Annotated in this window: 25 protein-coding genes; 2 read left to right on the top strand and 23 right to left on the bottom strand. The window is 43.5% G+C overall.

Translation table 11 applies throughout. The annotated features are described in order from the left end of the window. Window positions 1-6 precede the first annotated feature (6 nt). The 23 genes from ACO1R6_RS02190 to dnaB all read right to left on the bottom strand — a co-directional run bounded on the left by ACO1R6_RS02190 (window position 7) and on the right by dnaB (window position 21,516). Window positions 7-564 carry a GNAT family N-acetyltransferase gene (locus tag ACO1R6_RS02190; protein ID WP_486261830.1) on the bottom strand — a complete coding sequence of 186 codons (558 nt, stop codon included), beginning with the start codon at window positions 562-564 and terminating at the stop codon, window positions 7-9. Window positions 565-570: 6 nt separating this feature from the next. Continuing rightward, window positions 571-1,335 (bottom strand): ABC transporter ATP-binding protein, encoded by a 765-nt coding sequence (locus tag ACO1R6_RS02185; protein ID WP_486261829.1) that lies wholly within the window; start codon window positions 1,333-1,335, stop codon window positions 571-573. After that, window positions 1,332-2,339: a FecCD family ABC transporter permease gene (locus ACO1R6_RS02180; RefSeq protein WP_486261828.1), complete on the bottom strand. Its 1,008-nt coding sequence runs from the start codon at window positions 2,337-2,339 to the stop codon at window positions 1,332-1,334. Before ACO1R6_RS02180 ends, ACO1R6_RS02185 begins: the two co-directional genes overlap by 4 nt. Then, window positions 2,336-3,346, bottom strand: a complete 1,011-nt coding sequence (locus tag ACO1R6_RS02175) for an ABC transporter substrate-binding protein (RefSeq protein WP_486261827.1) — start codon at window positions 3,344-3,346, stop codon at window positions 2,336-2,338. Before ACO1R6_RS02175 ends, ACO1R6_RS02180 begins: the two co-directional genes overlap by 4 nt. 289 nt (window positions 3,347-3,635) lie before the next feature. Further along, entirely contained in the window at window positions 3,636-4,841 is a 1,206-nt protein-coding gene (locus ACO1R6_RS02170) for a porin (RefSeq protein ID WP_486261826.1), read from the bottom strand. A gap of 144 nt (window positions 4,842-4,985) precedes the next feature. Further along, window positions 4,986-5,456 (bottom strand): urease accessory protein UreE, encoded by a 471-nt coding sequence (locus ACO1R6_RS02165; RefSeq protein ID WP_486261825.1) that lies wholly within the window; start codon window positions 5,454-5,456, stop codon window positions 4,986-4,988. Window positions 5,457-5,460: 4 nt separating this feature from the next. After that, window positions 5,461-6,183: a hydrogenase nickel incorporation protein HypB gene (gene hypB, locus ACO1R6_RS02160; protein WP_486261824.1), complete on the bottom strand. Its 723-nt coding sequence runs from the start codon at window positions 6,181-6,183 to the stop codon at window positions 5,461-5,463. A gap of 7 nt (window positions 6,184-6,190) precedes the next feature. Further along, window positions 6,191-6,535, bottom strand: coding sequence for a hydrogenase maturation nickel metallochaperone HypA/HybF (locus ACO1R6_RS02155; protein WP_486261823.1), 345 nt, complete (start codon window positions 6,533-6,535; stop codon window positions 6,191-6,193). A gap of 89 nt (window positions 6,536-6,624) precedes the next feature. After that, on the bottom strand, window positions 6,625-7,524 hold the full coding sequence (locus ACO1R6_RS02150; protein WP_486261822.1) for an urease accessory protein UreD: 900 nt from the start codon (window positions 7,522-7,524) through the stop codon (window positions 6,625-6,627). Continuing rightward, complete coding sequence (gene ureG / locus ACO1R6_RS02145; protein ID WP_486261821.1) at window positions 7,517-8,143, bottom strand: urease accessory protein UreG; 627 nt, start codon at window positions 8,141-8,143, stop codon at window positions 7,517-7,519. The genes ACO1R6_RS02150 and ureG overlap by 8 nt, the downstream gene beginning before the upstream one ends. Before the next feature lie 22 nt (window positions 8,144-8,165). Beyond that, on the bottom strand, window positions 8,166-8,852 hold the full coding sequence (locus ACO1R6_RS02140; protein WP_486261820.1) for an urease accessory protein UreF: 687 nt from the start codon (window positions 8,850-8,852) through the stop codon (window positions 8,166-8,168). Then, complete coding sequence (locus ACO1R6_RS02135) at window positions 8,821-9,342, bottom strand: urease accessory protein UreE (protein ID WP_486261819.1); 522 nt, start codon at window positions 9,340-9,342, stop codon at window positions 8,821-8,823. The genes ACO1R6_RS02140 and ACO1R6_RS02135 overlap by 32 nt, the downstream gene beginning before the upstream one ends. A gap of 55 nt (window positions 9,343-9,397) precedes the next feature. After that, on the bottom strand, window positions 9,398-11,230 hold the full coding sequence (gene ureC / locus ACO1R6_RS02130) for an urease subunit alpha (RefSeq protein WP_486261818.1): 1,833 nt from the start codon (window positions 11,228-11,230) through the stop codon (window positions 9,398-9,400). 25 nt (window positions 11,231-11,255) lie between these two features. Next, on the bottom strand, window positions 11,256-11,636 hold the full coding sequence (gene ureB / locus ACO1R6_RS02125) for an urease subunit beta (protein WP_486261817.1): 381 nt from the start codon (window positions 11,634-11,636) through the stop codon (window positions 11,256-11,258). A 36-nt stretch (window positions 11,637-11,672) separates the two neighbouring features. Continuing rightward, on the bottom strand, window positions 11,673-11,978 hold the full coding sequence (ureA, locus tag ACO1R6_RS02120; protein ID WP_486261816.1) for an urease subunit gamma: 306 nt from the start codon (window positions 11,976-11,978) through the stop codon (window positions 11,673-11,675). 352 nt (window positions 11,979-12,330) lie between these two features. Further along, a complete protein-coding gene (locus ACO1R6_RS02115; RefSeq protein WP_486261815.1) occupies window positions 12,331-13,599 on the bottom strand; it encodes a sensor histidine kinase in 1,269 nt (422 codons plus the stop codon). 125 nt (window positions 13,600-13,724) lie between these two features. Continuing rightward, window positions 13,725-14,402, bottom strand: a complete 678-nt coding sequence (locus ACO1R6_RS02110) for a response regulator transcription factor (RefSeq protein ID WP_486261814.1) — start codon at window positions 14,400-14,402, stop codon at window positions 13,725-13,727. 391 nt (window positions 14,403-14,793) lie between these two features. After that, on the bottom strand, window positions 14,794-14,994 hold the full coding sequence (locus ACO1R6_RS02105) for a hypothetical protein (protein ID WP_486261813.1): 201 nt from the start codon (window positions 14,992-14,994) through the stop codon (window positions 14,794-14,796). Window positions 14,995-15,044: 50 nt separating this feature from the next. Continuing rightward, window positions 15,045-15,392, bottom strand: coding sequence for a hypothetical protein (locus ACO1R6_RS02100; RefSeq protein ID WP_486261812.1), 348 nt, complete (start codon window positions 15,390-15,392; stop codon window positions 15,045-15,047). 425 nt (window positions 15,393-15,817) lie between these two features. Next, window positions 15,818-16,885, bottom strand: a complete 1,068-nt coding sequence (pelA, locus tag ACO1R6_RS02095) for a pectate lyase (protein WP_486261811.1) — start codon at window positions 16,883-16,885, stop codon at window positions 15,818-15,820. Between the two features lie 242 nt (window positions 16,886-17,127). Then, complete coding sequence (locus tag ACO1R6_RS02090; protein ID WP_486261810.1) at window positions 17,128-18,768, bottom strand: catalase; 1,641 nt, start codon at window positions 18,766-18,768, stop codon at window positions 17,128-17,130. A gap of 226 nt (window positions 18,769-18,994) precedes the next feature. Then, window positions 18,995-19,648 carry a 3-keto-disaccharide hydrolase gene (locus tag ACO1R6_RS02085; RefSeq protein WP_486261809.1) on the bottom strand — a complete coding sequence of 218 codons (654 nt, stop codon included), beginning with the start codon at window positions 19,646-19,648 and terminating at the stop codon, window positions 18,995-18,997. Window positions 19,649-19,947: 299 nt separating this feature from the next. After that, window positions 19,948-21,516, bottom strand: coding sequence for a replicative DNA helicase (dnaB, locus tag ACO1R6_RS02080; RefSeq protein ID WP_486261808.1), 1,569 nt, complete (start codon window positions 21,514-21,516; stop codon window positions 19,948-19,950). A 223-nt stretch (window positions 21,517-21,739) separates the two neighbouring features. Between dnaB and ACO1R6_RS02075 the strand changes: the two genes are divergently transcribed. Both ACO1R6_RS02075 and ACO1R6_RS02070 read left to right on the top strand, forming a co-directional pair. Beyond that, window positions 21,740-23,119: a UDP-N-acetylmuramate--L-alanine ligase gene (locus ACO1R6_RS02075; RefSeq protein ID WP_486261807.1), complete on the top strand. Its 1,380-nt coding sequence runs from the start codon at window positions 21,740-21,742 to the stop codon at window positions 23,117-23,119. Window positions 23,120-23,131: 12 nt separating this feature from the next. After that, window positions 23,132-23,956 carry an exonuclease domain-containing protein gene (locus ACO1R6_RS02070; protein ID WP_486261806.1) on the top strand — a complete coding sequence of 275 codons (825 nt, stop codon included), beginning with the start codon at window positions 23,132-23,134 and terminating at the stop codon, window positions 23,954-23,956. Window positions 23,957-24,628: the final 672 nt, after the last annotated feature.

Raw genomic sequence — 24,628 nt, 5'->3', positions numbered from 1 at the left:
AATCCTTCAGGCATAACTAAAGGTTAATCCGGTTCTTTTAATTTGGGTTCCTGTTTCCTGGGTTTCGGTAAGCATAAAATCCAGATGCTGGGTTCTGAAGATAGAATCATCGTCCTGACACACCAGACGAAAGCCTTGTTTCTGCCAAAATTCCAGTGCTCCGGTTAAGAAAGGATGGGTATGTAGGTAAAGCGTTTCCACGCCTTTCTGGAGGGCTTGCTGCTTTAATGCTTTTACCAACCGGGTGCCCAAGCCGGTCCTTCTTAGTGCCGGCTCCACATAAAGCTTCAGTACTTCATTGGTGGCTTGGTTCGGGTAAGTTAAATGAGGAAACCGGTGGTCGTACGGGCGCATGCCAATGGTACCGACCAGCTGCCCGGCCGGGTTGGTTGCCATCAGAAAGTTTGCCTGTTTATCTTCTAAATAGCAGGCTTCAAAGTGGGCCAAATCGTAGGGCAATTGGCAGTTATTAATCATCGGAAAAAGCTCCCGCCGGAATTGCATGACGTAAGAAATTAATTCCGGAATCCTCCCCTTTTCTACTTCTTCTATTTTCAACTGCATAAAATATTATTTACCTGCCACCACCAAGGTTTTATTATTTACCTGAACGGTCGTGAAATTTACATTATAAACATGCTCCAGAAAGGTGCTATCGTGGTAGCCAAAGCCTGGCGGCGGAGATACAATCGTTTTATTCTTCATGAAAAAACAGTTATCGGCATACAGAAAGGCCAGATTGGGGTCATGCATAATAGCGATAATCGTATACTGCTGCTGCGCCAGTTTTTTCAATTTGTCCAGTACATAAGCCTGGTAGTACACATCTAAATGGTTGGTGGGCTCATCCAGCATAATAATTGAGGGGTTTTGCACCAGCACCCGGGCCAGCATCACCAATTGCTGCTCCCCACCCGAGAGCTCGGTATAAGGCCGGTCTATCAGGTGGCTAATGTCCAACTCCGCCAAGGCCTGCTCTACTTTTTCCAGGTCTGATTTTTTAGGGCTAAATGTAGAGAAAGCTGCCCGGCCCGTCAGTACCACGTCTCTTACATTAAAAGGAAAAACCGCCTTATGAAACTGCGGCAAAAAGCCAATAACGCTGGCGCACGCGGCATAGGAAAGCTCTTTGCGCTCTTTGCCCAGGAGTTTCACCGAACCGGTCCGGTATTTTTCCAAGCCTGCTATAATATTAAAGAGCGTGGATTTTCCGCTTCCGTTCCGGCCCAGCAATACCGAGAATTTACTGGGGGGAAAAGAAATATTTACCCCGTTCAGGATGGAAGTATTGCCGTACCCAAAACTTAAATTATTAACTTCAACTGCCTGCATCATACCCAATTAATTTTATTTCTTTTCATTAAGAAGATGAAAAAAGGTGCCCCGAACAGCATGGTAAAAATGCCAATGGAAATTTCGAACTGCATCAATGACCGGGAAAAGTTATCGATAATCAGCAGGAAAGAACCGCCAAAGAAAATATTGGCCGGTATTGCTTTCCGGTTGTCGGGGCCAACCAGCATCCGGGTCAGGTGTGGTAGAAAAAGCCCGTACATACTTATAATACCTGCTGCAGCCACCGCGGTGGCCGTGGTTAAGGTGGCCAATGCTACTAGCAAAATTTTATCTATCCGGGGGTTTACGCCTACCGCTTTGGCTTCCTGGTCGCCTAAAGCCAGCAGGTTAAGGCGCCACCGCAGCAAATACATACCCAAAACGCCAAACGCCACCGGGGCAGCCGCATTATTTACTTTATCCCAGGAGGCATGGTGCAGATTGCCCATGGTCCATTGCACAATGGCCTGCAGTTTATAAGGGTCGCTGATATATTGCACCACGGTAAGGGCCGCGGTAAATATGCCCGAAACAATCATACCCGAGAGCACAACTGCCACAATAGATGTTTTCTTATTTGAAAAGGCAAAGGAATAAGTAAGCAACACTGAAATCACGCCCCAAACAAAAGCCGAAATATTAATGTGGATGAGCGGAAACGCGATGGCCAGCGCTGCCCCAAAAGCCGAACCGGAAGAAATACCTAATACATAAGAATCTACCAGCGGATTGCGGAAAATGCCTTGTAATACACCACCCGAGGTCGCCAACCCAGCCCCAATAATAAATGTTAAAATTACACGGGGCAGCCGTATGTTCTCTATAATATTATTAATCAGGTGCAACCGGGGCGCCTCTTCACTAATATTGCCTGCCATTACGGCCTTGCTCCACTCCCAGTAATCAGCTAAATTAAGGCCCGGCGAAGGCCCAACCGTTAAGGAATATAACAACAGGGGTACCGGCAAACCATAAATAATAAAGGCTATGAGGGCTTTTTTCATTCAAACAGGGCCTTTGCTTTTGCACCGTACAGGTTTTTCATAATTTCCTTCCGGTTCTGCTCCAGGTTGAAAGTTCCCTTTTCGGCATAAGCCATATTATGCAGCTCGATGGCGGCATTCATGATTTTAAGCGTGTGCGGGTCGTAGAAAAACGGCGGGTCCAGCACGTAAACCGCTTTGTTTTTTACCGCCGACAGGACAGATAATTCTTTTTTGCTGTATAAAACGGCCGGGTCGGTGCTCCACAGCAGGATAAGGTCCGGGTCCCAGCCAATCAGGGTTTCGGGGTTTACATTGGGCTGGTCTATGGCAAAGGTGCAGGCATTAACTACGCCGGCCAGTTGAAAGCACTCGTTCATCCGGCTGTTCTGCCCCGAAGTGGAATAAATCCGGCCACCGGACCAGGCATAATAAACCGATTTTTTAGGTCCGCCATGACTGGATTTCTGTTTAATCTCATCCAGCTTTTTTCGGGTATAAGCCAGCAGTTCCTTCGCCCGCTCATAGGTGCCGGTGAGCTTGCCTATGCTTTCCAGTTCCTTAAATAGCTGCTCATTGGTTTGCGGCGACACCGCAAACACCTTTATCCCCAGGCTTTCGAGCAAATTAATGGCATCGGTCTGTCCTGATGCCATAATAACCAGGTCGGGCTTCAGGGCTAATACACTTTCCATATTGGTAGAGGTTTCCCAGTTTCCCGGCGTGGGCAATTCTTTGCGGGCAATACGAGGGTCTAGCCGGCTGAAATATTTAAAAGTTGCGGGCTCGGTGTATATTCTGTGCTGAATGCCCACTAACGTATGCTCCGCGTTTAGCATGTACATGCCATCTAAAGCACCCTGGTAGAGCACAATTACCCGGCGGGCGGGCGCGCTAAGTTGCACTACCTTGCCCCGTACATCTTTTACTTCAATGGCACTCTTGGTTTTCTGTTCGGAGCCATTTTGAGGGTTGCAGGAAACAATTAAACAAAAACCTTTAATTAATAACAGCCACCTCTGTAGCAATATGTAGTGCCTTTTACCAAATAAATAGTTAACAGCACTTGTTCCATCCACCATATACGTTTTTTTAGCTTAAAAATTTTGCTCCGTTACCCAGAGCAAAGCTGCTCCTTTAATGGCCGTTCACAGGCGGAAAGAGCAGCTTCATGCTTGAAAAACAAATCTACGGCGGATGGATTAGAGAGAAATAAGCGCAGGATTAGAGAGAAATTATAATTTGATTAGAGCCAAATTAGAATAAAATTAGAATTCTGACCGGGCATAACAGGTACGCTTGTTTTCTTTACGTTGGCTACAGCGCATTAATAAAATAAAGAAAGCCAACCGAAAACATATCTTCCCGTCGGGGCGAAGTACGTGGTATATTTTCTGCGCGGCCATTTAAATACGTGTTTAATGAAAAGTAATTGGCAAAAAATCGTAAATTCTGGTCACTCAACGGTTTATATTCCAGCCCGACCCAATATCCCACTTTATTTCTGAAATTATTGCCCAATGTTGAGTTATCTCTCATACCCGCTGACTCGTACCAGCCTTTTGTGGTAACATACCATTTAGGAATAACCTCGTAATCGAGCCGTAAAACCGCTGTATTATAGTGTACATTCCTGGCGTAAAATAAGCTATTATCCGGTAGCCCTTCCAGAGCGTTATAGAAAGGAGAAACAATATTGGCGAAATCAACGGCCTGATAGGTTGTTTGCAGGTCCAGGTAAGTGCTAAACCGGGGCAAAACCAGTTTGTTGCCCAAAGAAACCGACCTGTTTACTTTTCCCGCGGCGTATTCCGAAATATTAAAGGTGTAAAAGGTCCGGAATTTATTCTCCGCAAAGCCGCCCCGCCAGGAAGCATATAAACCCAGGGGCGTAGCGGATGGCTTTAGCCCATTTAAGCTATACCCCGAAGCGGCGAATGTACTCGCAAAGCTCCGGTTATAGGTATTGTACACTTGCAAACTTAAAGTCTGATTAGGAAGAAACTCGTAACCCAGTTTAGCGGCTACAAAGAATAAATTTAAAATATTATTAACATACTCAGTATAATGATATTCATAAGTCGGATTATTCTCAAACTCCCAGCTACCAACTTCAGCTGCCTGTTTTCCGGCGGTTAGTTGCCATTTATAATCTTTACCAAACTTGTACTGTAAAGAAGCAATATCTAAAGCACCGGGCGCATTATCTAAATTTTCCGGTGCATGCGAGCGGTTCATTCTATATCTGAAACGGAATGACACGTTTTTATTAATATCGCCCAGCAATTCAAACCGGGATTCATCCAGTTTTAGATGTGAAATATCTTTATTTGAAATTTTATTAGAGAAGTTTAACGAACTTCTAAGTAAAAAATTAATATCGAAGTTAGTGGGTCCATCATTCTCTCCACTTTTATCAGAAAGTTTATCGAACAACGTGTTACTGTTGTTGCCTTCCTGCGCAAAAAGAGAAAAGCACGTACATACGGTAGCAATAAGCAGGAGAATATTTTTTTTAACCATTATAAGCTGTAACTGGTTAGATTTAAATTAAATCTTTAGTTGTGGTTTAATACCAGAAGTAAGGCAGAAGATTCTTTCCTATTTTGTTACACCTGATGGTGCTGTATAGGAGTTTGCCGGAACACCATTCGTTCCGTTTTAATGCTACTCACAAGTGTTTCCGTAAGCTTTCACCATCTGCCCGGGATGCAGCACCCTGCTTTCCAAACGTAGTCCAAAATTACCGCCTAGTAAGAGCTGATACAGACCAGCATCATAAGCGACACTTACCTCCTGGTTTTGGTTGAGAAATATAGGTACGTGTTTATTCCCAATCTCAAAACAAACCCTGCCCATTTCATGGATGCTTTTGGGCTCCACTACAATACATTCGCAGGGTTTAATTTTAAGCAGCACGGTAATTTGTTTATCGGCGAACAGCAAAGCGCCATCCTCTAATACCGCCTGACGGTCTTTCTGGATGAGCAGTTCCAGACCCCGGTTTGTTTTTCTTTTAATCCGGGACCTGATAACTTCATACCACTCTACTTCCAGGTAATGGATTGTTTCTGCCGCTGGCTGGCTTTGCTGCTGTTCCCCGATAATCGTTACTTCAAAAGGCTGTTCTTCGGGCATCTTTTTAGAGCTGCGCAGCCTGCAAACTGGCTTTCTTTTCGGTTACTTTGTTTACAAGCCAGTCGCACCAGGCATCCAATCCATCGCCTTTTAAACTACTCATAGTTATTACCTCGAGGGTAGGATTTACCTCTCTGGCATCTTTTGTAACTGCCTCTACTGAAAACGGTACATAAGGGAGCAGGTCGGCTTTGGAAACCACCATTAATTCGCTGGTTAAACACATGCGGGGGTACTTTTTAGGTTTATCGTCTCCTTCGGTAGCTGCCAGCAAAGTAACCCGGAAATCTTCTCCCAGGTCAAAAGCAGCCGGACAAACCAAGTTGCCGACATTTTCTATAAATAATAAATCCACACCAGATAAGTCAATATGGTCCAGGGCTTGTAAAATCATCTGGGCTTCTATATGGCACATGCCGCCGGTAACAATCTGAAGGGCATTTATGCCTACATTTTTCATCCGGATGGCATCCCGGTCCGTTTCGGGGTCGCCGACCAGTACGGCAATATTTAACCGGCTGCTCAGTTTTTTACCAGTTTCCTGCAAGAGGGTGGTCTTTCCGCTGCCCGGCGACGAGCAAATATTAATTACCAGCACATCGGGCAGCTTTTCACGGATTGCTTTCGCGACAAAATCATTCGCTTTTAGTAAATTAAGCGTAGTATGGTCGCTTTGTACAGCGCCTACCGGCATTCTGTTACTCTTGGGTTGAGCTATATTATTCATGGTTTTCTTATTTTCTGATAAATTCTACTTTACTAATTTGTAATTCTTCTCCCTGAACGATTTTTTTACTGGGCGTACCACAAGAGCAAACAAACCGGTGCTGGAGGACCTGAAAGTCTTTCTGGCAACTGGTGCAATGGGCGATGATGGGCAGTAAACGCACTTCCAATTCTACATCTGCCAGTTCCGGCTCTTCCTGCATCAATGCTTCGAAAGCGTTTTGTATCAGAATCGGTTGAATATTGCTCAACAAGCCTGCCTCTACCAACACCTTCGAAATATCTTTGTACTTATCAGGATAAGCTTCCTGCAACGTACTGAATATGTTTCTTACAACTGAAACCTCATGCATACCTGTAATTCTTTAATTACCACTCTTATTATTATACTACCTGCCTTTCATGCAGCTTTATAGCTTTGATTTTTTTAAAAAAAGCTATTTTACGCTTCTACTGGTATTTTCAGCTTGCTAATAGCGGGCATCATACTCGGCTCTAAAACAGGCGCAGAATCCTTATTTTGCGCCTCTGCATTTGTACTTTCGGCCTCCTGAATTTTATCCAGGGTAAATTCCCAGCAAAGCTGCCCCATGGTTACCAGCCAGTCGTGGAGCATATTGCCGTCATTGCCCAGGGCCCTTATCATCACGGCATTAGGCGCGCACTGCGTAAAACCGAAAGATATTTCCTGGTACTGGCCTATGAGAATCTCATCGAGTTCTTTTTTCAATTCATCGCCGTAGGGAGAAACATAAAACAAGGTGGCCTGGTGGGTAAATCCTTCGTAGAACAAAATAGATTCTATCGGCTGCTTATCCGGCTCCAGCAACTGATTATCCAGCAGCAGCAGTTTGTTATCGACAAAAATTTTGGTAACACTATGCAACCGTGAAAACTGGAACGACTCGCCCGAATGTACCCGGCCCGAAGCAATAATATCGCCCCAAATCAGGCTGCCGTTTTTAGCTACCTTTATTAAGTTCACCGTTTTGAATATAGAACCTTTGAAAGGCGTTACCGGATGCGGAATGTATTGCAACACCCCTCCGGCCTTAATATTTACCAGCGTATCTTGCTGTGCCCCCTGTCGCATAGGATGCAACTTGTTGAAGGATTGGGTAAATAATCTGAGCTGCGCTTTTTTCTGCACATCAACCTGTATCGTCAATTCATCACCATCCATCATACCGGGAGAGGCGCTCATAATAATGAGCTCAAGATGGTTGTGGAGTAATTTACCGCCATAATGCACTATTTTATAGGGGGCATTATGAAAACTGTTTTTCAAAACAGTCCGCTCCTCTTCATACTCTGCACTAACGGTGATTTGACTTTTAAGCATCTGCTGTGTTGTTTTCTAATAAAGCATTTGTTTTAATCCAGGCAATCACTTTATCCAGGCCCTCCAGCTTCATCAGGTTGGTAAATACAAAAGGGCGGTCGCCCCGCATCTTCTTCGAATCTCTTTCCATTACGCCCAGGTCGGCGTTAACATAAGGAGCCAGGTCTATTTTATTTATTATTAACAGGTCAGACCTCGTGATACCAGGGCCTCCTTTACGCGGAATTTTATCGCCTTCGGCTACGTCAATCACAAAAATGGTAACATCGGCCAGGTCGGGGCTAAAGGTAGCCGAGAGATTATCGCCGCCACTTTCCACAAATACAATTTCGGTATCCGGATGCTGTTCTACCAGGTCTTCTACCGCTTCCAAATTCATCGAAGCATCCTCGCGGATAGCAGTATGCGGGCACCCACCCGTTTCTACACCCGCAATCCGGTCTGCCGGGAGGGCCGAATTTTTCACCAGAAACTGGGCATCTTCCTGGGTGTAGATATCATTGGTAACGACACAGATGGAATAATCATCTTTCATTTTTCTGGTTAACCGCTCAATTAAAGCTGTTTTGCCCGACCCCACCGGGCCCGCTACACCAATTCTTACATGTTTTCTATCCATGGGTAAATTATATTTTTAATTATTATGAGATATACAGTCTGGAATATTGTTTCTCGTGTTGCATACAGCGTATTTCCTGCCCTATACAGCACAGCCCTACCAGGTCTTCATCCAGCGTTTCCTGTTTTTCTATTAATTCCTGTATAAGGGGTTGTAGTTGAAACAAGATTTTTTGACCGTCGTTTTGGCTTATGGGTACCAGTTTGGCACAGTTGGTAACGATACCAGCCAAAGTATTGTAGTAAAAAGCACTAAGTGCATCTTGGCGGGGAATTTCGTGCGCATGGGCATACATGGCGAAAGCAACCGGATAATGGCCATGTAATTTGCCTTCCTGAATTTTTTTCAGATAGTTGGAACACCTGGCAACCGGCTTCAGGTCCTGGGTTAGTTTCAGAAACCTGATAGCCAACTTTTTGCTGGCCATTCGTATTTCCATCGGCGCTTTTAAAGCCGTAATAAATTCGTCTTGCTTATTAAAATGGGAAACCGGTTTACGCTCATCCAGCATTTTCCAAGTTTTCATTAGAAAAGCGGCATCGTTATAATAGGTCGTATGCATCAGCATATTCCTGGCATAGGTATAGGCAGTCGCAGAATCTTTTACAATGCCCTGGCTTACATAAGATTCCAGTCCATAGGAATGCGTAAAGCTTCCTATCGGAAACATAGAATCATTAATCTGCAATAATGTTAATAAAGGATTCATGCGATGCCTTATTTTTAATTTTGATGCGTTGGTGATAATCAACGGTATGTTTGTTGACGTTCAGCGCATGGGTTTTGAGTAATTTCCGGGTCTCTCTTTTGGGCTCGTATCCAAAACGCTGCAGCAATTGAAACAGCGGGTTTTCATAAGCTACCAGTACGTCTGCCGCTTCGTTAATAAAAATAGGAATGTGTTTATTACCTATTTCAAAACAGATGACGCCCATAGCGCGGTAACTTTTAGGCTTAAACACAATACAATCGGTTGGCTTAATTTCTACTACTATGGCAACCGACTCATCTATGTATAAAATATCCCCTTCTTCCAGCGGCGTGCTATCTTTCCGGATGCCCAGCTCTCTACCCTGCCGGGTTTTTTTGCGGATAATAGTTTTAGCGGTATCGAACCAATCTATATCTACTACATCTACCTCCAGACCCTGCAAGCGCTGTTCTTTAATATTTCCGATTACTCTCTCTATGCGAATCATGTCTGACAGATGAACACCGGGTTTTCACTGCCGGTGACCATGAATCTGGTTTGTTTTAGAACAAGAAATACAACTGGCCCATCGGCACTACTTTTATAGGCTCGCAGGTAAGAACTTGTCCATCGGCGGTTACCGTATAAGTTTCGGGGTTAACCTCAATTTTAGGCATCACATCGTTATGCACCATGTCTTTCTTGCCTACTTTGCGGCAACCTTTTACTGGCAACGATTTTTTATTAAGTTTTAACCGCTGAATGCTGCCGTTTTTAAGCGAAATTGCCGATACAAAATTGAAGCTGCATTGCTGGATGGCTTTACCGTAATGACCAAACATATGGCGGTACATTACCGGCTGCGGCAACGAAATAGAACCATTCGGGTCGCCCATCTTAGCCCCTACCACTAATCCTCCTTTTATAATCATATCGGGTTTCACACCAAATAAGCCGGTATCCCACAGTACTAAGTCAGCGTGTTTGCCTATTTCTACCGAACCTACGTACTCATCAATGCCGTGGGCCTTGGCCGGATTAATGGTGTATTTAGAAATGTAGCGCTTCACCCGGAAGTTATCGGCACCTGTTTTATCTGGGGCCAGCGGGCCTCTTTGTAATTTCATTTTATGGGCGGTTTGCCAGGTGCGCAGTATTACCTCACCTACCCGGCCCATGGCCTGGCTATCCGACGACATAATGCTGAACACGCCCATATCCTGCAATATATCCTCCGCTGCCATAGTTTGCGGCCTGATGCGCGAATCGGCAAAGGCTACATCCTCCGGAATACTTTTGTCCAGGTGATGCACCGACATTAACATATCCAGGTGTTCATCGGCGGTATTTACCGTGAATGGTTTGGTTGGATTGGTAGAGGCGGGTAGTACATTGGGGTACATGGCTATTTTAATAATATCTGGTGCGTGCCCGCCACCGGCTCCCTCTGTATGGAAGGTGTGTATGGTTCGGCCATTAATGGCCTTAACGGTATCTTCCAGGAAGCCGGCTTCATTCAAAGTATCGGTATGAATTGCTATCTGTACATCGTACTTATCCGCCGCTTGCAGTGCAATATCAATAGTTGATGGCGTTGACCCCCAATCTTCGTGTAATTTAAGGCCCAAAGCGCCGGCTAATATTGGCTCAGATGCTGTTTTAACGGTAGAGGTATTTCCTTTCCCAAAGAAACCCAGGTTCATGGGTATGGCCTCGGAGGCCTCCAGCATTCTTTCAATCCAGTATTTACCGGGGGTTACGGTGGTTGCCAGGGTGCCATCTACCGGACCGGTACCGCCGCCTATCATGGTGGTAGTGCCACTAAAAAGGGCCACATCTATCTGCTGGGGGGCAATAAAGTGAATGTGGGTATCAATGGCACCGGCGGTAACAATTTTACCGGCACAACCGTGCACCTCGGTAGCGGCCCCAATAATCATACCCTTGGTTACTCCTTGTTGGGTATCCGGGTTACCGGCTTTACCTATGCCTACTATTTTACCATTCTTTATCCCGATATCGGCCTTTACAATACCCCAATGGTCCACAATAATGGCATTGGTCAGGCACATATCCAGCACTTCATCCTCAGTAGCCGAGGTAGACTGCCCCATGCCATCCCGGATGGTTTTGCCGCCCCCAAATTTATTTTCTTCCCCGTAGGTGTTAAAATCTTTTTCTATCTGAATAAATAATTCAGTATCTGCCAGTCGCACTCTATCGCCGGTGGTTGGGCCAAAAAGCGCCGCGTAGCGGTCTCTAGGAATATACAACTCACCATCAATATATTTAACCGCTCCGGAATCTTTACCTATTGCATCCAATCCCAGCAGGGTAAGGCCGGCCGTAGAAAGTCCTACTACCTTAATCCATTCGCGTCTGTTCCAATTTGACATAGTTTCTTCTTTAAATGCTTAAACTTTATTTTTTGGTAGTTGCTCCTTTATAACCCAGACGCTCTGCTTTTTTCAGGGCTTCCTCCCGTACGTTTTCTTTCGAAACATCCCCTTCGGTGAGGTTATTAAAACCTCTTATAATTCTGCTGCCGCCTATTTCTACCAGTACTACCGTTTTCTTTTCGCCGGGCTCAAACCTAACCGCAGTACTGGCCGGAATATTAAGCCGCATACCGATAGCCTCTCGCCGGTTAAAATCCAAGGCTTTATTCGTTTCAAAAAAATGATAATGAGAACCTACTTGTATGGGCCGGTCGCCGGTATTGGCTACCTCAACGCGAACAGTTCTTCTGCCCTCGTTGGCCTTTATCTCACCTTTTTGTAATATATATTCACCTGGTATCATATCTTTAAATATTTGGTTCTGGATTTTGATTTGTGCTTACCGGACAGGATGATCGACCGTAATTAATTTTACGCCATCCGGAAAAGTAGCCTCTACCTGGATAAAGTGTAACATTTCCGGAACACCCTCCATTACCTGGTTCTTTTTTAAGAGTTTGGTGCCGTACTGCATGAGCTCGGCCACCGACTTTTTCCCATCCCGGGCTTCTTCCATCAGGGTGCCGCAGATGTAAGCAACTGATTCGGGATAATTTAATTTTACCCCTCTTTTAAGCCTTTTGGCAGCCAGTTCGCCAGCTACATGAAGCATTAATTTTTCGGTTTCTACTGGATTTAAATGCATGGTCTAATCTTTATATTTCTTTAAATAATGCTTGCCTATAAAGGCAAGAGATAACCTGATGGATATATCGCACATGAAGTTTCCGTTAGGATATAATACCAGTTTCAGACAGTGTCTTTCACACCGGATATAATCTAGCTCTATCTGCTATATTGCCAAAAGTAAACAGCCTGTATTAAGGCCATTTAAGAAAGAAATTAGAAATTGATTAGAAAGCGGGAAATAATGAGAGGAAACAGGGGTTGAAAATGGATTGGGCTGCCAGAAAATGTGTATTTATAACCAAGCCGGTCGACTTTAACTGGAACAGCTAATAAAGAGATTAAGCTAATAAATAAATTTAGATAATAAATTAAGATAGTGGTGAATAGGGATTTACCAGTGGTAATAAAACGGTTACCCTGGTACCTACGTCCACTTTGGAATTAACTTCTATATTGCCGGAATGCATTCTGATAATGTCCATGGCCAGCGGCAGGCCGATGCCAAAGCCATCATACCCGCCGGTATTAGAGGCCCGGAAATACGGCAGAAAAATTTGCTTTAACTCATCCTTGGGAATTCCTATACCCTTATCTATTATTTTTATAACAGCATTATTTCCTTCTATTGCTGCTTTAATCTTAATAATATTTTGGTTGGAATATTTTAAACCGTTTAGAATTATATTGCTTATGGCAAGGCTTAGCAGGTATTCATTTCCGTTTATATAAAGCAAATCAGAATCTTTAGGCAAAGCATTAAAATCTACTTTCAGATTATAACGGTTGTCCATTTTACGAATGGCCTGGTAAATTGTCCGAATCAATTCATCTATCCGGATAGTTTGCCAGTTATTTTTTTCTTTGCCGGTACCCGTCTTGGCTAATTCTAACAAAGTACTAATAATATGCTTTAACTTCTCGGTCTCCTGCATAATTACTTCCAGGGAATAATAGGCTTTGTGTTCCTGGTTAATCAACGACATGGCTATTTCGGCTTCGCCCGTAATAACGGTTAAAGGCGTACGCAACGAATGGGAGGTGTTGCCGATAAACCTTTGCTGGGCCCGGAAAGCGGCTTCAATTCTTTCGAGCATATCGTTTACCGTATTTTTAAGTTCAGTAATTTCCCCCGGACTGTTTTCTCCTTCCAGGCGTGTATTTAAATTAAAAGCATTAATATTATTTACCTTTTGTATGAACCGAACTACCGGGTCGAAAAGCCGGCGGGAAAAGACGATACTCGAAATTCCCATCGTGATAATGGCAATTATAAAGGCTATCAACAAGGTGGCACTGAGTCTTTTCCGGTAGGCGTTCCCTTCTATATCCCGGGCTTTGGTAAGCACCATAAAATCTTTCTGGCCTGCTTCTCCTTTAAAATAAACGCCTGTGTAGGCCGCTTTTTTTATCATTAACCTGGCATCTCCTTTCGTTAAGACTTCCCGGAAGAAATCTTCTTTCAAGGGCATGTTTGCTGCTACCGCTAACTCTTTGGGGGTTTGTTCCGGGCCAATTTCAAGAACAATATCTTCCGCTTCGAATATCCGGTGTATATGATTCTTAAGTACTTCATCCATTACCGGCTGATAATTTTTATTTTTATGGGAAATGGCAACAAGCACGGCTCTGTCTTGCATGCTTTTAAAGAAATTCTGTTTTCTAAAACCAGATGAAAGGGAGTACATCATCAGGTTAATAGATAACAGAAGCACCGCCATTAAACCGGTAAATATCAGCGTTAATCTGTATTGGACCGTTAACTTCATTGTACTTTCATTACATAGCCTATTCCCACCACGGTATGAATCAGTTTGGGAGAAAACCCTTTTTCTATCTTCTTTCTTAGGTAATTAATATAAACATCTACTACATTAGTACCCATATCAAATTCCCGTCCCCACACAGCTTCTAAGATTTCCAGGCGCTGTAAAACTTTCTTCTGATTAAGTAATAAATGTTCTAATAATTTATACTCTGTAGCTGTGAGCGAAATAATCTTGTTGTTGCGGGTAACCTCCATCGTCAGTAAATCCATCTTAAGATCGGCTAAAGACAAAGTATTATTCTCCAGGGTATGCTGCTTGGCCCTTCTGGTAAGGCTATGCATTCTGGCGCGCAACTCAGCCAATTTAAACGGCTTGGTCATATAGTCATCAGCCGTAAGGTTCAATCCTTTCACAATATCCTCAGTAGAGTCCAGAGCGGATAAGATGAGGATAGGAATATTTGGATCAAACCGGCGGATGTTGCCGCACACTTCCAATCCATTGATACCTGGAACCATAACATCCAATATAATTAAATCATAGGTATGTAAGCCCGCCAGTTTCAGGGCTGTATAACCGTCCATCACTATTGTAAAGTCAAATCCTTCATCCTCCAACCCTCTTTTAATGATGGATATCACCTTGGGCTCATCTTCTAAGAGCAATACTTTCATAACCGCAAATTTATAATAGGTACTTCACCATTTACTCTTGTATCAGAAAACATTTTGTTTTTCCGGAAGTAAATCATGTCTACAAAATCAAAGGAATGTTCTATATATAATAAACAAGAAAACCAGGCGGGCAAATTTAGTACCTCTATCAAGTATCCACTTTACTAGTTGCATTAACCTTCCAGCTGAAAGAGATTAGCTGGCCTGTTTCGGTTAATTCCCTGGTGTGGCTTTAGTTATTAATTTTTTATCCAGCGGCTTATGCCCTGATACCAGGTAGTGCCAACCGGGGCTAGGTTCAGGTAAATATGCTGGTATATAATCGTGAGGCAAAACCTTTCTTTAAAAATATTGTCTAAAGCTCTTCCTTTTCCACCCTATTGGTACGAATTTAAGCATTTTTCAAATACGCCAAATGTTTCTTACAAGTAAACTGATTTTCCTGGTAGCGGTTGACTATTTCAAGCTTACCATGCTCAGCCACTGCTGCATTAAACACCTGAACTTTAGCATATCTGAATAAGCCCCAGTCTACTGTATAACGACTATATACATCAATCACAGCTGTTAAACCCATAAATCCTTTCTGCATCGGCACCTAGGAGAGGTCAGTGGCCAATACCTGATTACCTCTTGCTATTGTTAGGTTCCTAAGCAGATAAGGATAGTGTACTTTTTATCTCCTAAAAATCCAATACAGTCAAAGTTAAAGTTCGTATTACCGGGTGTATCTTCAACTACTCCTGCGATAGTAATAGGCATTCCTGATTTCGACATCATGCTTACCGTCTGGTTTGAAATATCCCCACCATCGGGAAATAGTGCTTCAGCTGTTTGTTTAGACAGCAATACAGTAGGTAGCGTGCTGTTAGGGTCCAATTTGAACCCCTTTGGCTTAATGCCGAGTTTTTTGACGATGGAGTAATCTGCCCCGCCCTCTTTTTTTATCGGAAATCTTCCAGATGACGAATAGAACGGAATTTGAAACAAGGCTGTATTCGTCCTTCCAACTTCTTCAATTTCCGGACACTGACTTTTAATTTCACCAGCTAATGGGCCGGGGTATAGGGGGAAGTTCCATTAGGCAATTCTCGTTCGACTAAATAAATACGGTCGATGTTGCTGTTCCACTGGTCATAGCTGGTTTCATGATCGACATATAAGGTCACAAAAATAAATGCAGCTAATCCTAACGCTAATCCGGCAATATTTAAAAGGTTATACCCTTTGCCTTTTATAAATTCATCTAAACCTACGTTATATATGATTTTTTATATTTATTTCCACTATTAGGTTTAGCTTTACAATAGTAATTAGGCAATATTTTAAAACTGACAAAGCTATATTAGCTCCGGCTTACAGAAATTAAAGCCTTTCTTTATTCTTAGAAATTAAAAAGGAATAGCTACTTACCTTTATTTCACTCCCCACTTTTTTGCCCAGGCCGGATAATCTGTTTTCAGCAATTTAGCCGGGCTGGTATTATACCAACTATAACCTACCCGCCTTTCATTTTCGATTTCGGCTAAAGCGTAGTGTTTTACGGCATCCCGGCCGGCAAATATAGGTTTGTCTGTTTCTAATTCGTAAAAACGGGCCCACAACACAGATCCGGGCTGGGCTACTACTACCCTATCGCGGCCGGTTGGTTGGGCGGCATCTTTTACCAATTGCACCGACAGGTTCTGCACTTTTACCGATTCTAACCATTCAACTGCCGCTTTTACCGCTTTTTTTACATGGGCATCCGGATTGGGAATACTCATTAAAAAATAAATAATGCCCACCGACTCGGCACTGCTCAAAGAAGCCAATTCAAATTTTCTAGCCGAAGTGGGTACCAAGCTACGGTAATCGTGCTGTGCCCCCCAAGCTGTAAGCTTACCGTTTTGGTAGTACTGCGTTTTTAAAATACAGCCTATACCTTTATCCAGAGCTAATGTTGCCTGAGTCGTCAGCTTTTTGTCTACGGCCGCATAACCATCTGTTTTATCGACTACCCGCTTTATTACCCATAACACATCTACCATGGCCTGGTCGTTAAAAGTAATGTGTTTGTGATAGCTGCTGGTGTCCGGAAAAAACTGTGGCCAACCGCCATTGGGATATTGGGCGAGTAGCAAATAATTTATACCTTTTTCGGCGGCCCGCAAATATTCCGGGTTACGGGTTTCGGTGTAAGCCTTAATTAAATAATTTATTTCCAGGGTAGTAGATTTATCGTCGATGGTAGCATCGGTTTTATTTTTATCCTGGAGTAAGGTTCTTTTCCAGGTGGCCGCAATTGGTTTGGTATAATTAGTGGGGTCGCCGTGGTACTGGGGCCAGCCACCGTTTTGCCGCTGATACAAAAGCATTTTCTCGGCAGTACTATCGGTTTTACTTTCTCCAGACACTTTATTTTGGGCCTTTGTTGTACTTACTCCTTGCAAACAGCAGTTTAAGAAAATAACCAAACCAAACAGGAGCGCATTTCTGGACATTTTTACAGTAGCTTGTTAAAGAAATTTGGATTAAAGAATAAACCAACTATGGAGCTTTAAGAACCTGGTTTTGTAAGTAAATCTTTATTAAATCAATTTAGATAATAATTCCAGATTTTTATCTTACTTAAAGTAATAAACAGCAAAAAGCCTGCTTCATTTGCAGAAGCAGGCTTTTAATAAATATTGCCGAACTTAAGGTGGCTAATATATATATATATATATTAGCCCCGAAATATTACTTAGTAAGGTTTGGCTTCGTGCGAAACTTCTTGTGCTTCCTGCACGCCGGCAGATGGCGAAGTGGCACCTATTGGTCCTTTGTCATCCATCGCTTTCGCGGTATTTTTCAACCCTTCGGCCACGCGGTGGCCATAATCTTCATCGGCTAGCGTAAAGTGTTCAATCATTTTGTCTTGAATTCTTTTATCGCAGGTAGCCAAGGTATTTACCAGATTACTGATTAGCTCGTCGCGCTCCCAGTCTTCAAAATTGCGATACGTATCGCCGGCTTGTTTAAAGTCGTTGGTGCGGTCTATTTTTTGCTTCACCGAATTGGCTTCGTAACGAGGCGAGTAATCTTTACCGGCTTTGGGAGCTTCTTTTATATTGTTTAAAGTAGATGGCTCGTAGTTTACATGTTTGTTCTGGCCCGGCGCAAAATCTGATTTAAAAGACATTTGGCCACCGCGCTGGTTGGTTACCACCTGAACTTTTGGCGCATTTATGGGCAATTGTAAATAATTAGGGCCTACCCGGTAACGTTGGGTATCAGAATACGAGAAAGTACGGCCCTGCAACATTTTATCGTCCGAAAACTCCAGACCATCTACCAAAACGCCCGTACCAAAAGCCGATTGCTCTACCTCGTTAAAATAATCTTCCGGATTGCGGTTCAAAGTCATTTTGCCTACAGGCAGGAACGGAAACTGCTCTACCGGCCAAAGCTTGGTATCGTCTAAGGGGTCAAAATCCAATTCAGGGTGTTCGTCGTCGCTCATAATCTGCACGCACAGTTCCCACTCAGGGTAATCGCCTTTTTCAATGGCTTCGTACAAATCCTGGGTAGCATGGTTAAAGTTTTTGGCCTGAATGGCTTCGGCTTCTTTTTGCGTTAAGTTGCGTAATCCTTGTTTCAGGGGTTCCCAGTGGTATTTAATCAGTACCGATTCACCGTCGGTGTTTACCCATTTGTAGGTATTTACCCCAGAACCTTGCATTTGCCGGTAATTGGCCGGTATACCCCACGGCGAAAACAAGAAAGTTGCCATGTGCGTTGCTTCGGGCGTATTAGAAATAAAGTCAAAAATACGCTCACCGCTCTGAATATTGGTAATCGGATCGGGCTTTTGCGAGTGAATAAAATCAGGGAATTTCATGGCATCCCGGATAAAGAATATTTTCAGGTTATTTCCTACTAAATCCCAGTTGCCGTCTTCGGTATAAAATTTTACCGCAAAGCCCCGGGGGTCACGCAAGGTTTCCGGCGAATGTCCGCCGTGCCCTACCGTAGAAAACCGCACAAATACCGGGGTTTGCTTACCTTTTTCCTGAAATAATTTAGCCCGGGTATATTTGGCAATAGGCTCTCCGCCCACGGTACCGTAAGCTTCAAAAACACCGTGCGCCCCGGCACCCCGGGCATGTACCACCCGCTCCGGAATCCGTTCCCGGTCGAAATGAGAAATTTTTTCGATGAAGTGGTAGTTCTCCATGGTAGCCGGTCCGCGGTTACCTATGGTGCGAATATTTTGATTGTCAGTAACCGGATGACCTTGACGGGTGGTGAGATTTTGGGTGTTTTCTCCAGCTCCTGCTGCAGCACCGTTGCCGTTGGCAGCAGCGGTACCATTGTTGGGGGTTAAATCTTTTTCTTTATCCATGGTTAAAGCGTTTGTATACTCTTCTTTTAACCCTGATTCTAATTATAGGTTGCATCGATTTTATCTATTCTGTAATAGGTTTTATCTATAACCAGATATTTATAACTTATTGTGATTGAACAAATAAGAAAGATCTACCATTATTAGGGCTAATCTAAAATGACCTGCATAAAAAAACCTACTCTTTTGGAGTAGGTTTATAACAAAGCTTATAAAATGGCTTAAATTAATTTTTCTTTATTTCCTGAATCCGGATATTACGCCAGGCTACTTCCATAGGGCGGGCCACTTTGGTGGAGTGTACCTGCAGCGCAATAAAGCCGGTAGAGGTCATATCATCCGTCAGGTTGGCAACCGGTACGCCATTAATAAAAGTTTTAAGGGATGAGCCAATGGCTTCAATGCGGTATTTGTTCCATTGGCCATTTTTAAAGGCTTGTTGGGCCGTTTTGTCTTCTACTTTAAACAACCAACCCCGCCGGGCTTCGTCGTAAATACCGCCACTCCAGGCCCGCTTAGAAGGATCAATTTCTATTTGGTAACCATGCACCCGGCCATTCTGGTAAGTAGGTAAGCTGTTGCTCCGGATTTGAATTCCCGAATTCATCGCAGTATCTACTTTAACTTCTAATTCCAAAATAAAATCATCGTAATTACGCGGCGTACACAAAAAGGTATTGGGCGTATTTAATTTAGAGGTACCCACTACGGCGCCATTTACCAGCCGGTATTCGGCGGTGCCACCCCGCTTTACATAGCTATCCAGGTCTTTATCAAATAACCGCTCCCATTTTTCGCCACCTTTAATAGAGGCACACCCCGCAGCAAAAAAGGTTAAAACCACTACATAAAATACCCCAACTTTATTCCAGTTTATCATGCTTCTATTTTAAAATTATTCTGTTTAAAGCCAAATTCCGGCTTTTCGGGTAATGAAGCAAATTTTTCCGGGTGAATAACTTAAGTTTTTTAGCGGCAACGTTTGCGCAAGCTATATGAGCCTAATAATTTTTTAAGCCTATTACAAAATACCATCACTTTTTTAAACTATTTATAAACAAAAGAACAAATCAGTTTTGTCTTAAATAAACTTTGTTCTTCAATATCAGAGAAAAGTAAAAAGCCTCCGCAACCGAAGGCTTTGTAAAAAGATTAGTTATACCAGAATTTGAAGAGATTTTAAAAAGGCGGTTCTTCCGACTCGAAGTTTGATTTAGGTAAAGAGTCGCCGTTCATTTTACTACCCAACCTAATAGAATTACCCCCACCCGGCACATCGTCGAAGGTGCTGGGCGGCATACCGCCACCAAACGGATCGCCACCAAAACCTTGTTCTAAATCGCCGAACTTGGTAAACTTACCAATAAATTTAAGCGCCACGCTACCAATAGAACCGTTCCGGTGTTTGGCAATAATTACCTCGCCCACGCCTTGGGTGGGGTTACCCATTTCGTCTTCGGTTATGCCGTAATATTCGGGGCGGTACAAGAAGCACACCATGTCGGCATCCTGCTCAATAGAACCCGATTCCCGTAAATCCGAAAGCTGTGGTTTTTTATCGCCGCCGCGGGTTTCCACGGCCCGGCTAAGCTGCGACAGCGCAATAACCGGTACACTTAATTCTTTGGCCAGCATTTTAAGCGCCCGCGAAATAGAGGCAATTTCCTGCTCCCGGTTTCCGGCTCCTTTCCCCCCTTCGGAGTTGCCCGACATCAGCTGCAAATAATCTATAATAATCATCTGGATGTCGTGCTGGGCTTTTAGGCGGCGGCACTTGGTACGCAACTCCCGGATAGACAAACCCGGCGTATCATCAATAAAAATGGGGGCTTCCGATAATTTAGAAATTTTATGGTTGAGCTGGGCCCATTCGTAATCGGCCAGATTACCTTTTTTAATTTTTTCGCCTTCCAGCTCCGCTTCTGCCGAAATTAAACGGTTTACCAATTGCAGCGACGACATCTCTAAAGAGAAAATCGCAACCGGCTTTTTAAAATCTACAGCCGCATTACGCATAGCCGAAACTACGAAAGCCGTTTTACCCATCGCCGGACGGGCTGCCAGAATAATTAAGTCGGAGGGTTGCCAGCCCGAGGTTACGCGGTCGAGGGCGGTAAAGCCGCTGGGTACCCCGGTTAAGCCGTCTTTCTGGTTTTTCTTTTCTTCGAGTTCTTTAATGGCCTTGTGCATTAAAGAACGCATATCATCAAAGTTTTTCCGGATGTTCGATTCCGAAATGTCGTAGAGGTGCTTTTCGGTGCTGTCGAGTAAATCAAAAACATCGGTTGTATCTTCGTAAGCCCGCGTCAGAATCTCCGTAGACACCGATATTAGCTCGCGCTTAATGGAATTTTCGGTAATAATCCGGGCGTGAAACTCAATGTTGGCCGCCGAATTAATGCGAGTGGTCAGGTTCATGATATAATATGGCCCACCCACAATTTCCAGTTCGCCGGTTTCGCGCAACTGTTGGGTTACCGTTAAAATATCAATCGGCTCTGATTTATCGAACAAAGCCAGAATAGCCCCAAATATGCGTTGGTGCGCATCTTTGTAAAAACTTTGGGGTTTTAAAATATCAATTACTGCCGTTAACGCGTCTTTCTCCAGCATCAGCGCGCCCAAAACTGCCTCTTCCAACTCCAGGGCTTGCGGGGGCAATTTGCCAAAAGCAACCGGACTAGTAGCTTTGGGGGTCCAGTTACCTTTCGGTTTTGGAATTCCTATTTTTACGTTATTCTCCTCCATATTTACAAATCTAACGAAAGCCGCTGCCGTCTTATCAACAATTTATGCACACTGTAGTTGTGGATTGATTTATATGCTTACCTTGGGTATTGTTAATGGCGGTAACAGAAAATATAACCAAAAGGCGCAGAATCATTTACCCTTGTTTACGTGAGCAGGCGGTAAAAATGAGCTTTAACGGAAATTTATTTTTGTACATTTGCTAAGCTGATTAGTACATCGAATGAATAAAACTTCACTGCAGAATATTCACCTGATTGCCATTGGGGGTAGCATTATGCATAATCTGGCCCTGGCCCTGCACCAAAAAGGCTTACATATTACCGGTTCCGACGATGAAATTTTTGAACCCGCGTTGAGCCGCTTACAGAATGAAGGTTTATCTCCGGCCCAGGAAGGCTGGTTCCCGGAAAAAATTACCGCAGCTTTAGACGCGGTAATTGTAGGTATGCACGCCCGGCCCGATAATCCCGAGCTCCTGAAAGCCCAGGAATTAGGTTTACCTGTTTATTCGTTTCCGGAATTTATTTACGAGCAGTCGCGCCACAAACAGCGCATTGTAATTGGGGGCAGCCACGGCAAAACGTCTATTACCTCCATTATTATGCACGTGCTGAAGTACCACAACCGGCTTTTCGATTATGCCGTGGGTGCGCAACTGGAGGGCTTCGATAATATGGTAAAGCTTACCGACGATGCCCCCATTATAATTATTGAAGGCGACGAATATTTGTCTTCGCCCATTCAGCGGGTACCTAAATTCCATTTGTACCACCACCACATTGGCGTAATCAGCGGCATTAGCTGGGACCACATAAATGTTTTTCCGGACCCGGATATTTACCGCAAGCAATTCCGGATTTTTGCCGACATGACGCCCAAAGCCGGGGCCATTATTTATAACCAGGACGATGAACAGGTGCTGCGGGCTTGCGTGCCGCGTAACCCCGATGTAAAATTTATTGGTTATACCGTACACGAGCACAAGGTATACAATGGCACCACTTATTTAACTACCAAAAAGGATAATATTCCGTTACAGGTTTTTGGCGAGCACAATTTGCGCAATATTAGTGCGGCCAAAGAAGTTTGTAAATTAATTGGTATAAAATCGCAAGGCTTTTACGAAGCTTTAACCAGTTTTAAAGGAGCTGCCCGCCGGCTCGAATTATTGGGCAGCCAGGGCTCAGTACGGGTTTACAAAGATTTTGCCCACGCGCCTTCTAAGGTTTTGGCTACCACTCAGGCCATTAAAAACCAATTTCCCGACCGGAAATTAGTAGCCTGCCTGGAGTTGCATACTTTTAGCAGTTTAAACCGCGATTTCCTGCCCCAGTATAAAAACACTTTAGATGCGGCCGATATGCCTTTGGTTTATTTCAATCCTAAAACCCTGGAGCACAAACGCATGCCGCCTTTAGCCGAAGAAACCATAAAGGAAGCTTTTGGCAACCCCAGAATCCAGGTTTTTACCGATAGCCAGGCTTTGGCCCAATACCTGCTGGGCTTGTCTTGGGAAAGCCAAAATTTATTATTAATGAGCTCCGGCACTTACAACAACCTTAATTTACCAGAACTTACCACCGCTATTCTTCAAGCCTAAAAGGTTAAACCTATGAAATTAAACCTGAAAAAACCTATTGTGTTTTTCGACCTGGAAACGACGGGGGTAGATATATGCCGGGACCGTATCGTGGAAATAAGTATGCTTAAAATTTTACCAAGCGGCGAGGAAATATTAAAAACCAAGCGCATCAATCCTACTATTCCTATTCCGCTGGAGTCGAGCATGATTCATAAAATTTACGACGAAGACGTAAAAGATGCACCCACTTTTGCCCAGCTGGCCAGAGGTATGGACGAGTTTTTACAAGGCTGCGACTTGGGTGGTTACAACTTGTGCAAATTTGATATTCCGCTGCTCGCCGAAGAATTTTTGCGGTGTAACATTGAATTTGATATCAGTAACCGGGCGGTGGTAGATGTCTGTAAAATATTTCACCAGATGGAGCAACGCACTTTATCGGCGGCTTATAAATTTTATTGCGACAAAATGCTGGACAATGCCCACAGCGCCGAAGCCGATACTATTGCTACCTACGAAATTCTGAAAGCCCAGATTAAGCACTACGAAAACGTGTCGATGGTGGCTGCCGATTTAAAAGAGGTTTTTCCGGTTACGAACGATATGCAGCAATTGCACAAATTTACCGCCCAAAACTGCGTAGATTTAGCCGGACGGATTATTTATAACAACGAAGGCAAAGAAGTTTTTAACTTTGGCAAACACAAAAATGTGCCCGTAGAAGAAGTATTCCGGAAAGAACCCAGCTATTACGATTGGATGCAGAAAGGTGATTTCCCGCTGTACACCAAAAAGGTACTTACCCGCATTAAATTGCGCAGCAGCAACAACGCTTTCATGAAAATAAGCAATTAATTATACTTAAGCGGCATGCCGGTATTAATGTGCTTTATCTGATTTCAGGCAAAAAGCCATTACCAGCAACGAGATTAAAGCTAGCTTCTTTTTAGTCATTTTAAATTTTAATTAAATTTAACATTTATTTTCCGGATAGATTTATACCGGTAAATAATTAAGCTGTTGTTAGTTGATTAATTATTAACAGCAATTAATAAAAAAAGCTGTAATGTAATTTTATCTCTTTACTTAAAACGCTTTAAAGAAATAATTATTAGGTACTTCAGGTTTTTTATTATGAATCTGTTTAGGTTTTTTGAAATGACATTAAGGTTTGCCCTGGCCGCATGTTTTCGCCGGCATGTAGTTGGGCAAAAGCTAAAAAATTGGCCGTAAAAACACCACCAATGGCAGCGGTCCCTACTATTTAATAAAACGCCAAACAAGTTCTATGCCTCTGCGGTAAATTATCACCTCAAAAATATTTAAACCAAATAAAAAAGCTGATGCGGTAAATCCCCGCACCAGCTTTTTTGTTTCTGGCTTAGTTTATTTTTTTTTGTAATACTTAAGCGCTTCGGGCATTAATCGCTGAATATCCCGGATACGGGTAGCATCGGTAGGGTGCGAAGACAACAATTGCGGTGGTGCTGCGCCTCCTTTTTGTGCCGCCATACGTTCCCAGAAAGG

Source organism: Adhaeribacter sp. (genome assembly GCF_057359045.1).
The sequence above is the reverse complement of the archived record's forward strand: the minus strand, read 5'-3'. Positions and strand labels throughout refer to the sequence as shown.

What these genes read in the sequence shown, in the direction of transcription:
- ACO1R6_RS02165 (WP_486261825.1), bottom strand. Translation starts at nt 5,456, where the DNA reads ATGCCCGAAGAACAGCCTTTTGAAGTAACGATTATCGGGGAACAGCAG.
- ureC (WP_486261818.1), bottom strand. Translation starts at nt 11,230, where the DNA reads ATGTCAAATTGGAACAGACGCGAATGGATTAAGGTAGTAGGACTTTCT.
- ACO1R6_RS02150 (WP_486261822.1), bottom strand. Translation starts at nt 7,524, where the DNA reads ATGCTTAAAAGTCAAATCACCGTTAGTGCAGAGTATGAAGAGGAGCGG.
- ACO1R6_RS02070 (WP_486261806.1), top strand. Translation starts at nt 23,132, where the DNA reads ATGAAATTAAACCTGAAAAAACCTATTGTGTTTTTCGACCTGGAAACG.
- ACO1R6_RS02135 (WP_486261819.1), bottom strand. Translation starts at nt 9,342, where the DNA reads ATGATTCGCATAGAGAGAGTAATCGGAAATATTAAAGAACAGCGCTTG.
- ureA (WP_486261816.1), bottom strand. Translation starts at nt 11,978, where the DNA reads ATGCATTTAAATCCAGTAGAAACCGAAAAATTAATGCTTCATGTAGCT.
- ACO1R6_RS02085 (WP_486261809.1), bottom strand. Translation starts at nt 19,648, where the DNA reads ATGATAAACTGGAATAAAGTTGGGGTATTTTATGTAGTGGTTTTAACC.
- ACO1R6_RS02105 (WP_486261813.1), bottom strand. Translation starts at nt 14,994, where the DNA reads ATGCAGAAAGGATTTATGGGTTTAACAGCTGTGATTGATGTATATAGT.
- ACO1R6_RS02185 (WP_486261829.1), bottom strand. Translation starts at nt 1,335, where the DNA reads ATGATGCAGGCAGTTGAAGTTAATAATTTAAGTTTTGGGTACGGCAAT.
- ACO1R6_RS02155 (WP_486261823.1), bottom strand. Translation starts at nt 6,535, where the DNA reads ATGCATGAGGTTTCAGTTGTAAGAAACATATTCAGTACGTTGCAGGAA.
- ACO1R6_RS02140 (WP_486261820.1), bottom strand. Translation starts at nt 8,852, where the DNA reads ATGAATCCTTTATTAACATTATTGCAGATTAATGATTCTATGTTTCCG.
- ACO1R6_RS02090 (WP_486261810.1), bottom strand. Translation starts at nt 18,768, where the DNA reads ATGGATAAAGAAAAAGATTTAACCCCCAACAATGGTACCGCTGCTGCC.
- ACO1R6_RS02190 (WP_486261830.1), bottom strand. Translation starts at nt 564, where the DNA reads ATGCAGTTGAAAATAGAAGAAGTAGAAAAGGGGAGGATTCCGGAATTA.
- ACO1R6_RS02110 (WP_486261814.1), bottom strand. Translation starts at nt 14,402, where the DNA reads ATGAAAGTATTGCTCTTAGAAGATGAGCCCAAGGTGATATCCATCATT.
- dnaB (WP_486261808.1), bottom strand. Translation starts at nt 21,516, where the DNA reads ATGGAGGAGAATAACGTAAAAATAGGAATTCCAAAACCGAAAGGTAAC.
- ureB (WP_486261817.1), bottom strand. Translation starts at nt 11,636, where the DNA reads ATGATACCAGGTGAATATATATTACAAAAAGGTGAGATAAAGGCCAAC.
- ACO1R6_RS02180 (WP_486261828.1), bottom strand. Translation starts at nt 2,339, where the DNA reads ATGAAAAAAGCCCTCATAGCCTTTATTATTTATGGTTTGCCGGTACCC.
- hypB (WP_486261824.1), bottom strand. Translation starts at nt 6,183, where the DNA reads ATGAATAATATAGCTCAACCCAAGAGTAACAGAATGCCGGTAGGCGCT.
- ureG (WP_486261821.1), bottom strand. Translation starts at nt 8,143, where the DNA reads ATGGATAGAAAACATGTAAGAATTGGTGTAGCGGGCCCGGTGGGGTCG.
- ACO1R6_RS02075 (WP_486261807.1), top strand. Translation starts at nt 21,740, where the DNA reads ATGAATAAAACTTCACTGCAGAATATTCACCTGATTGCCATTGGGGGT.
- ACO1R6_RS02170 (WP_486261826.1), bottom strand. Translation starts at nt 4,841, where the DNA reads ATGGTTAAAAAAAATATTCTCCTGCTTATTGCTACCGTATGTACGTGC.
- pelA (WP_486261811.1), bottom strand. Translation starts at nt 16,885, where the DNA reads ATGTCCAGAAATGCGCTCCTGTTTGGTTTGGTTATTTTCTTAAACTGC.
- ACO1R6_RS02115 (WP_486261815.1), bottom strand. Translation starts at nt 13,599, where the DNA reads ATGCAAGACAGAGCCGTGCTTGTTGCCATTTCCCATAAAAATAAAAAT.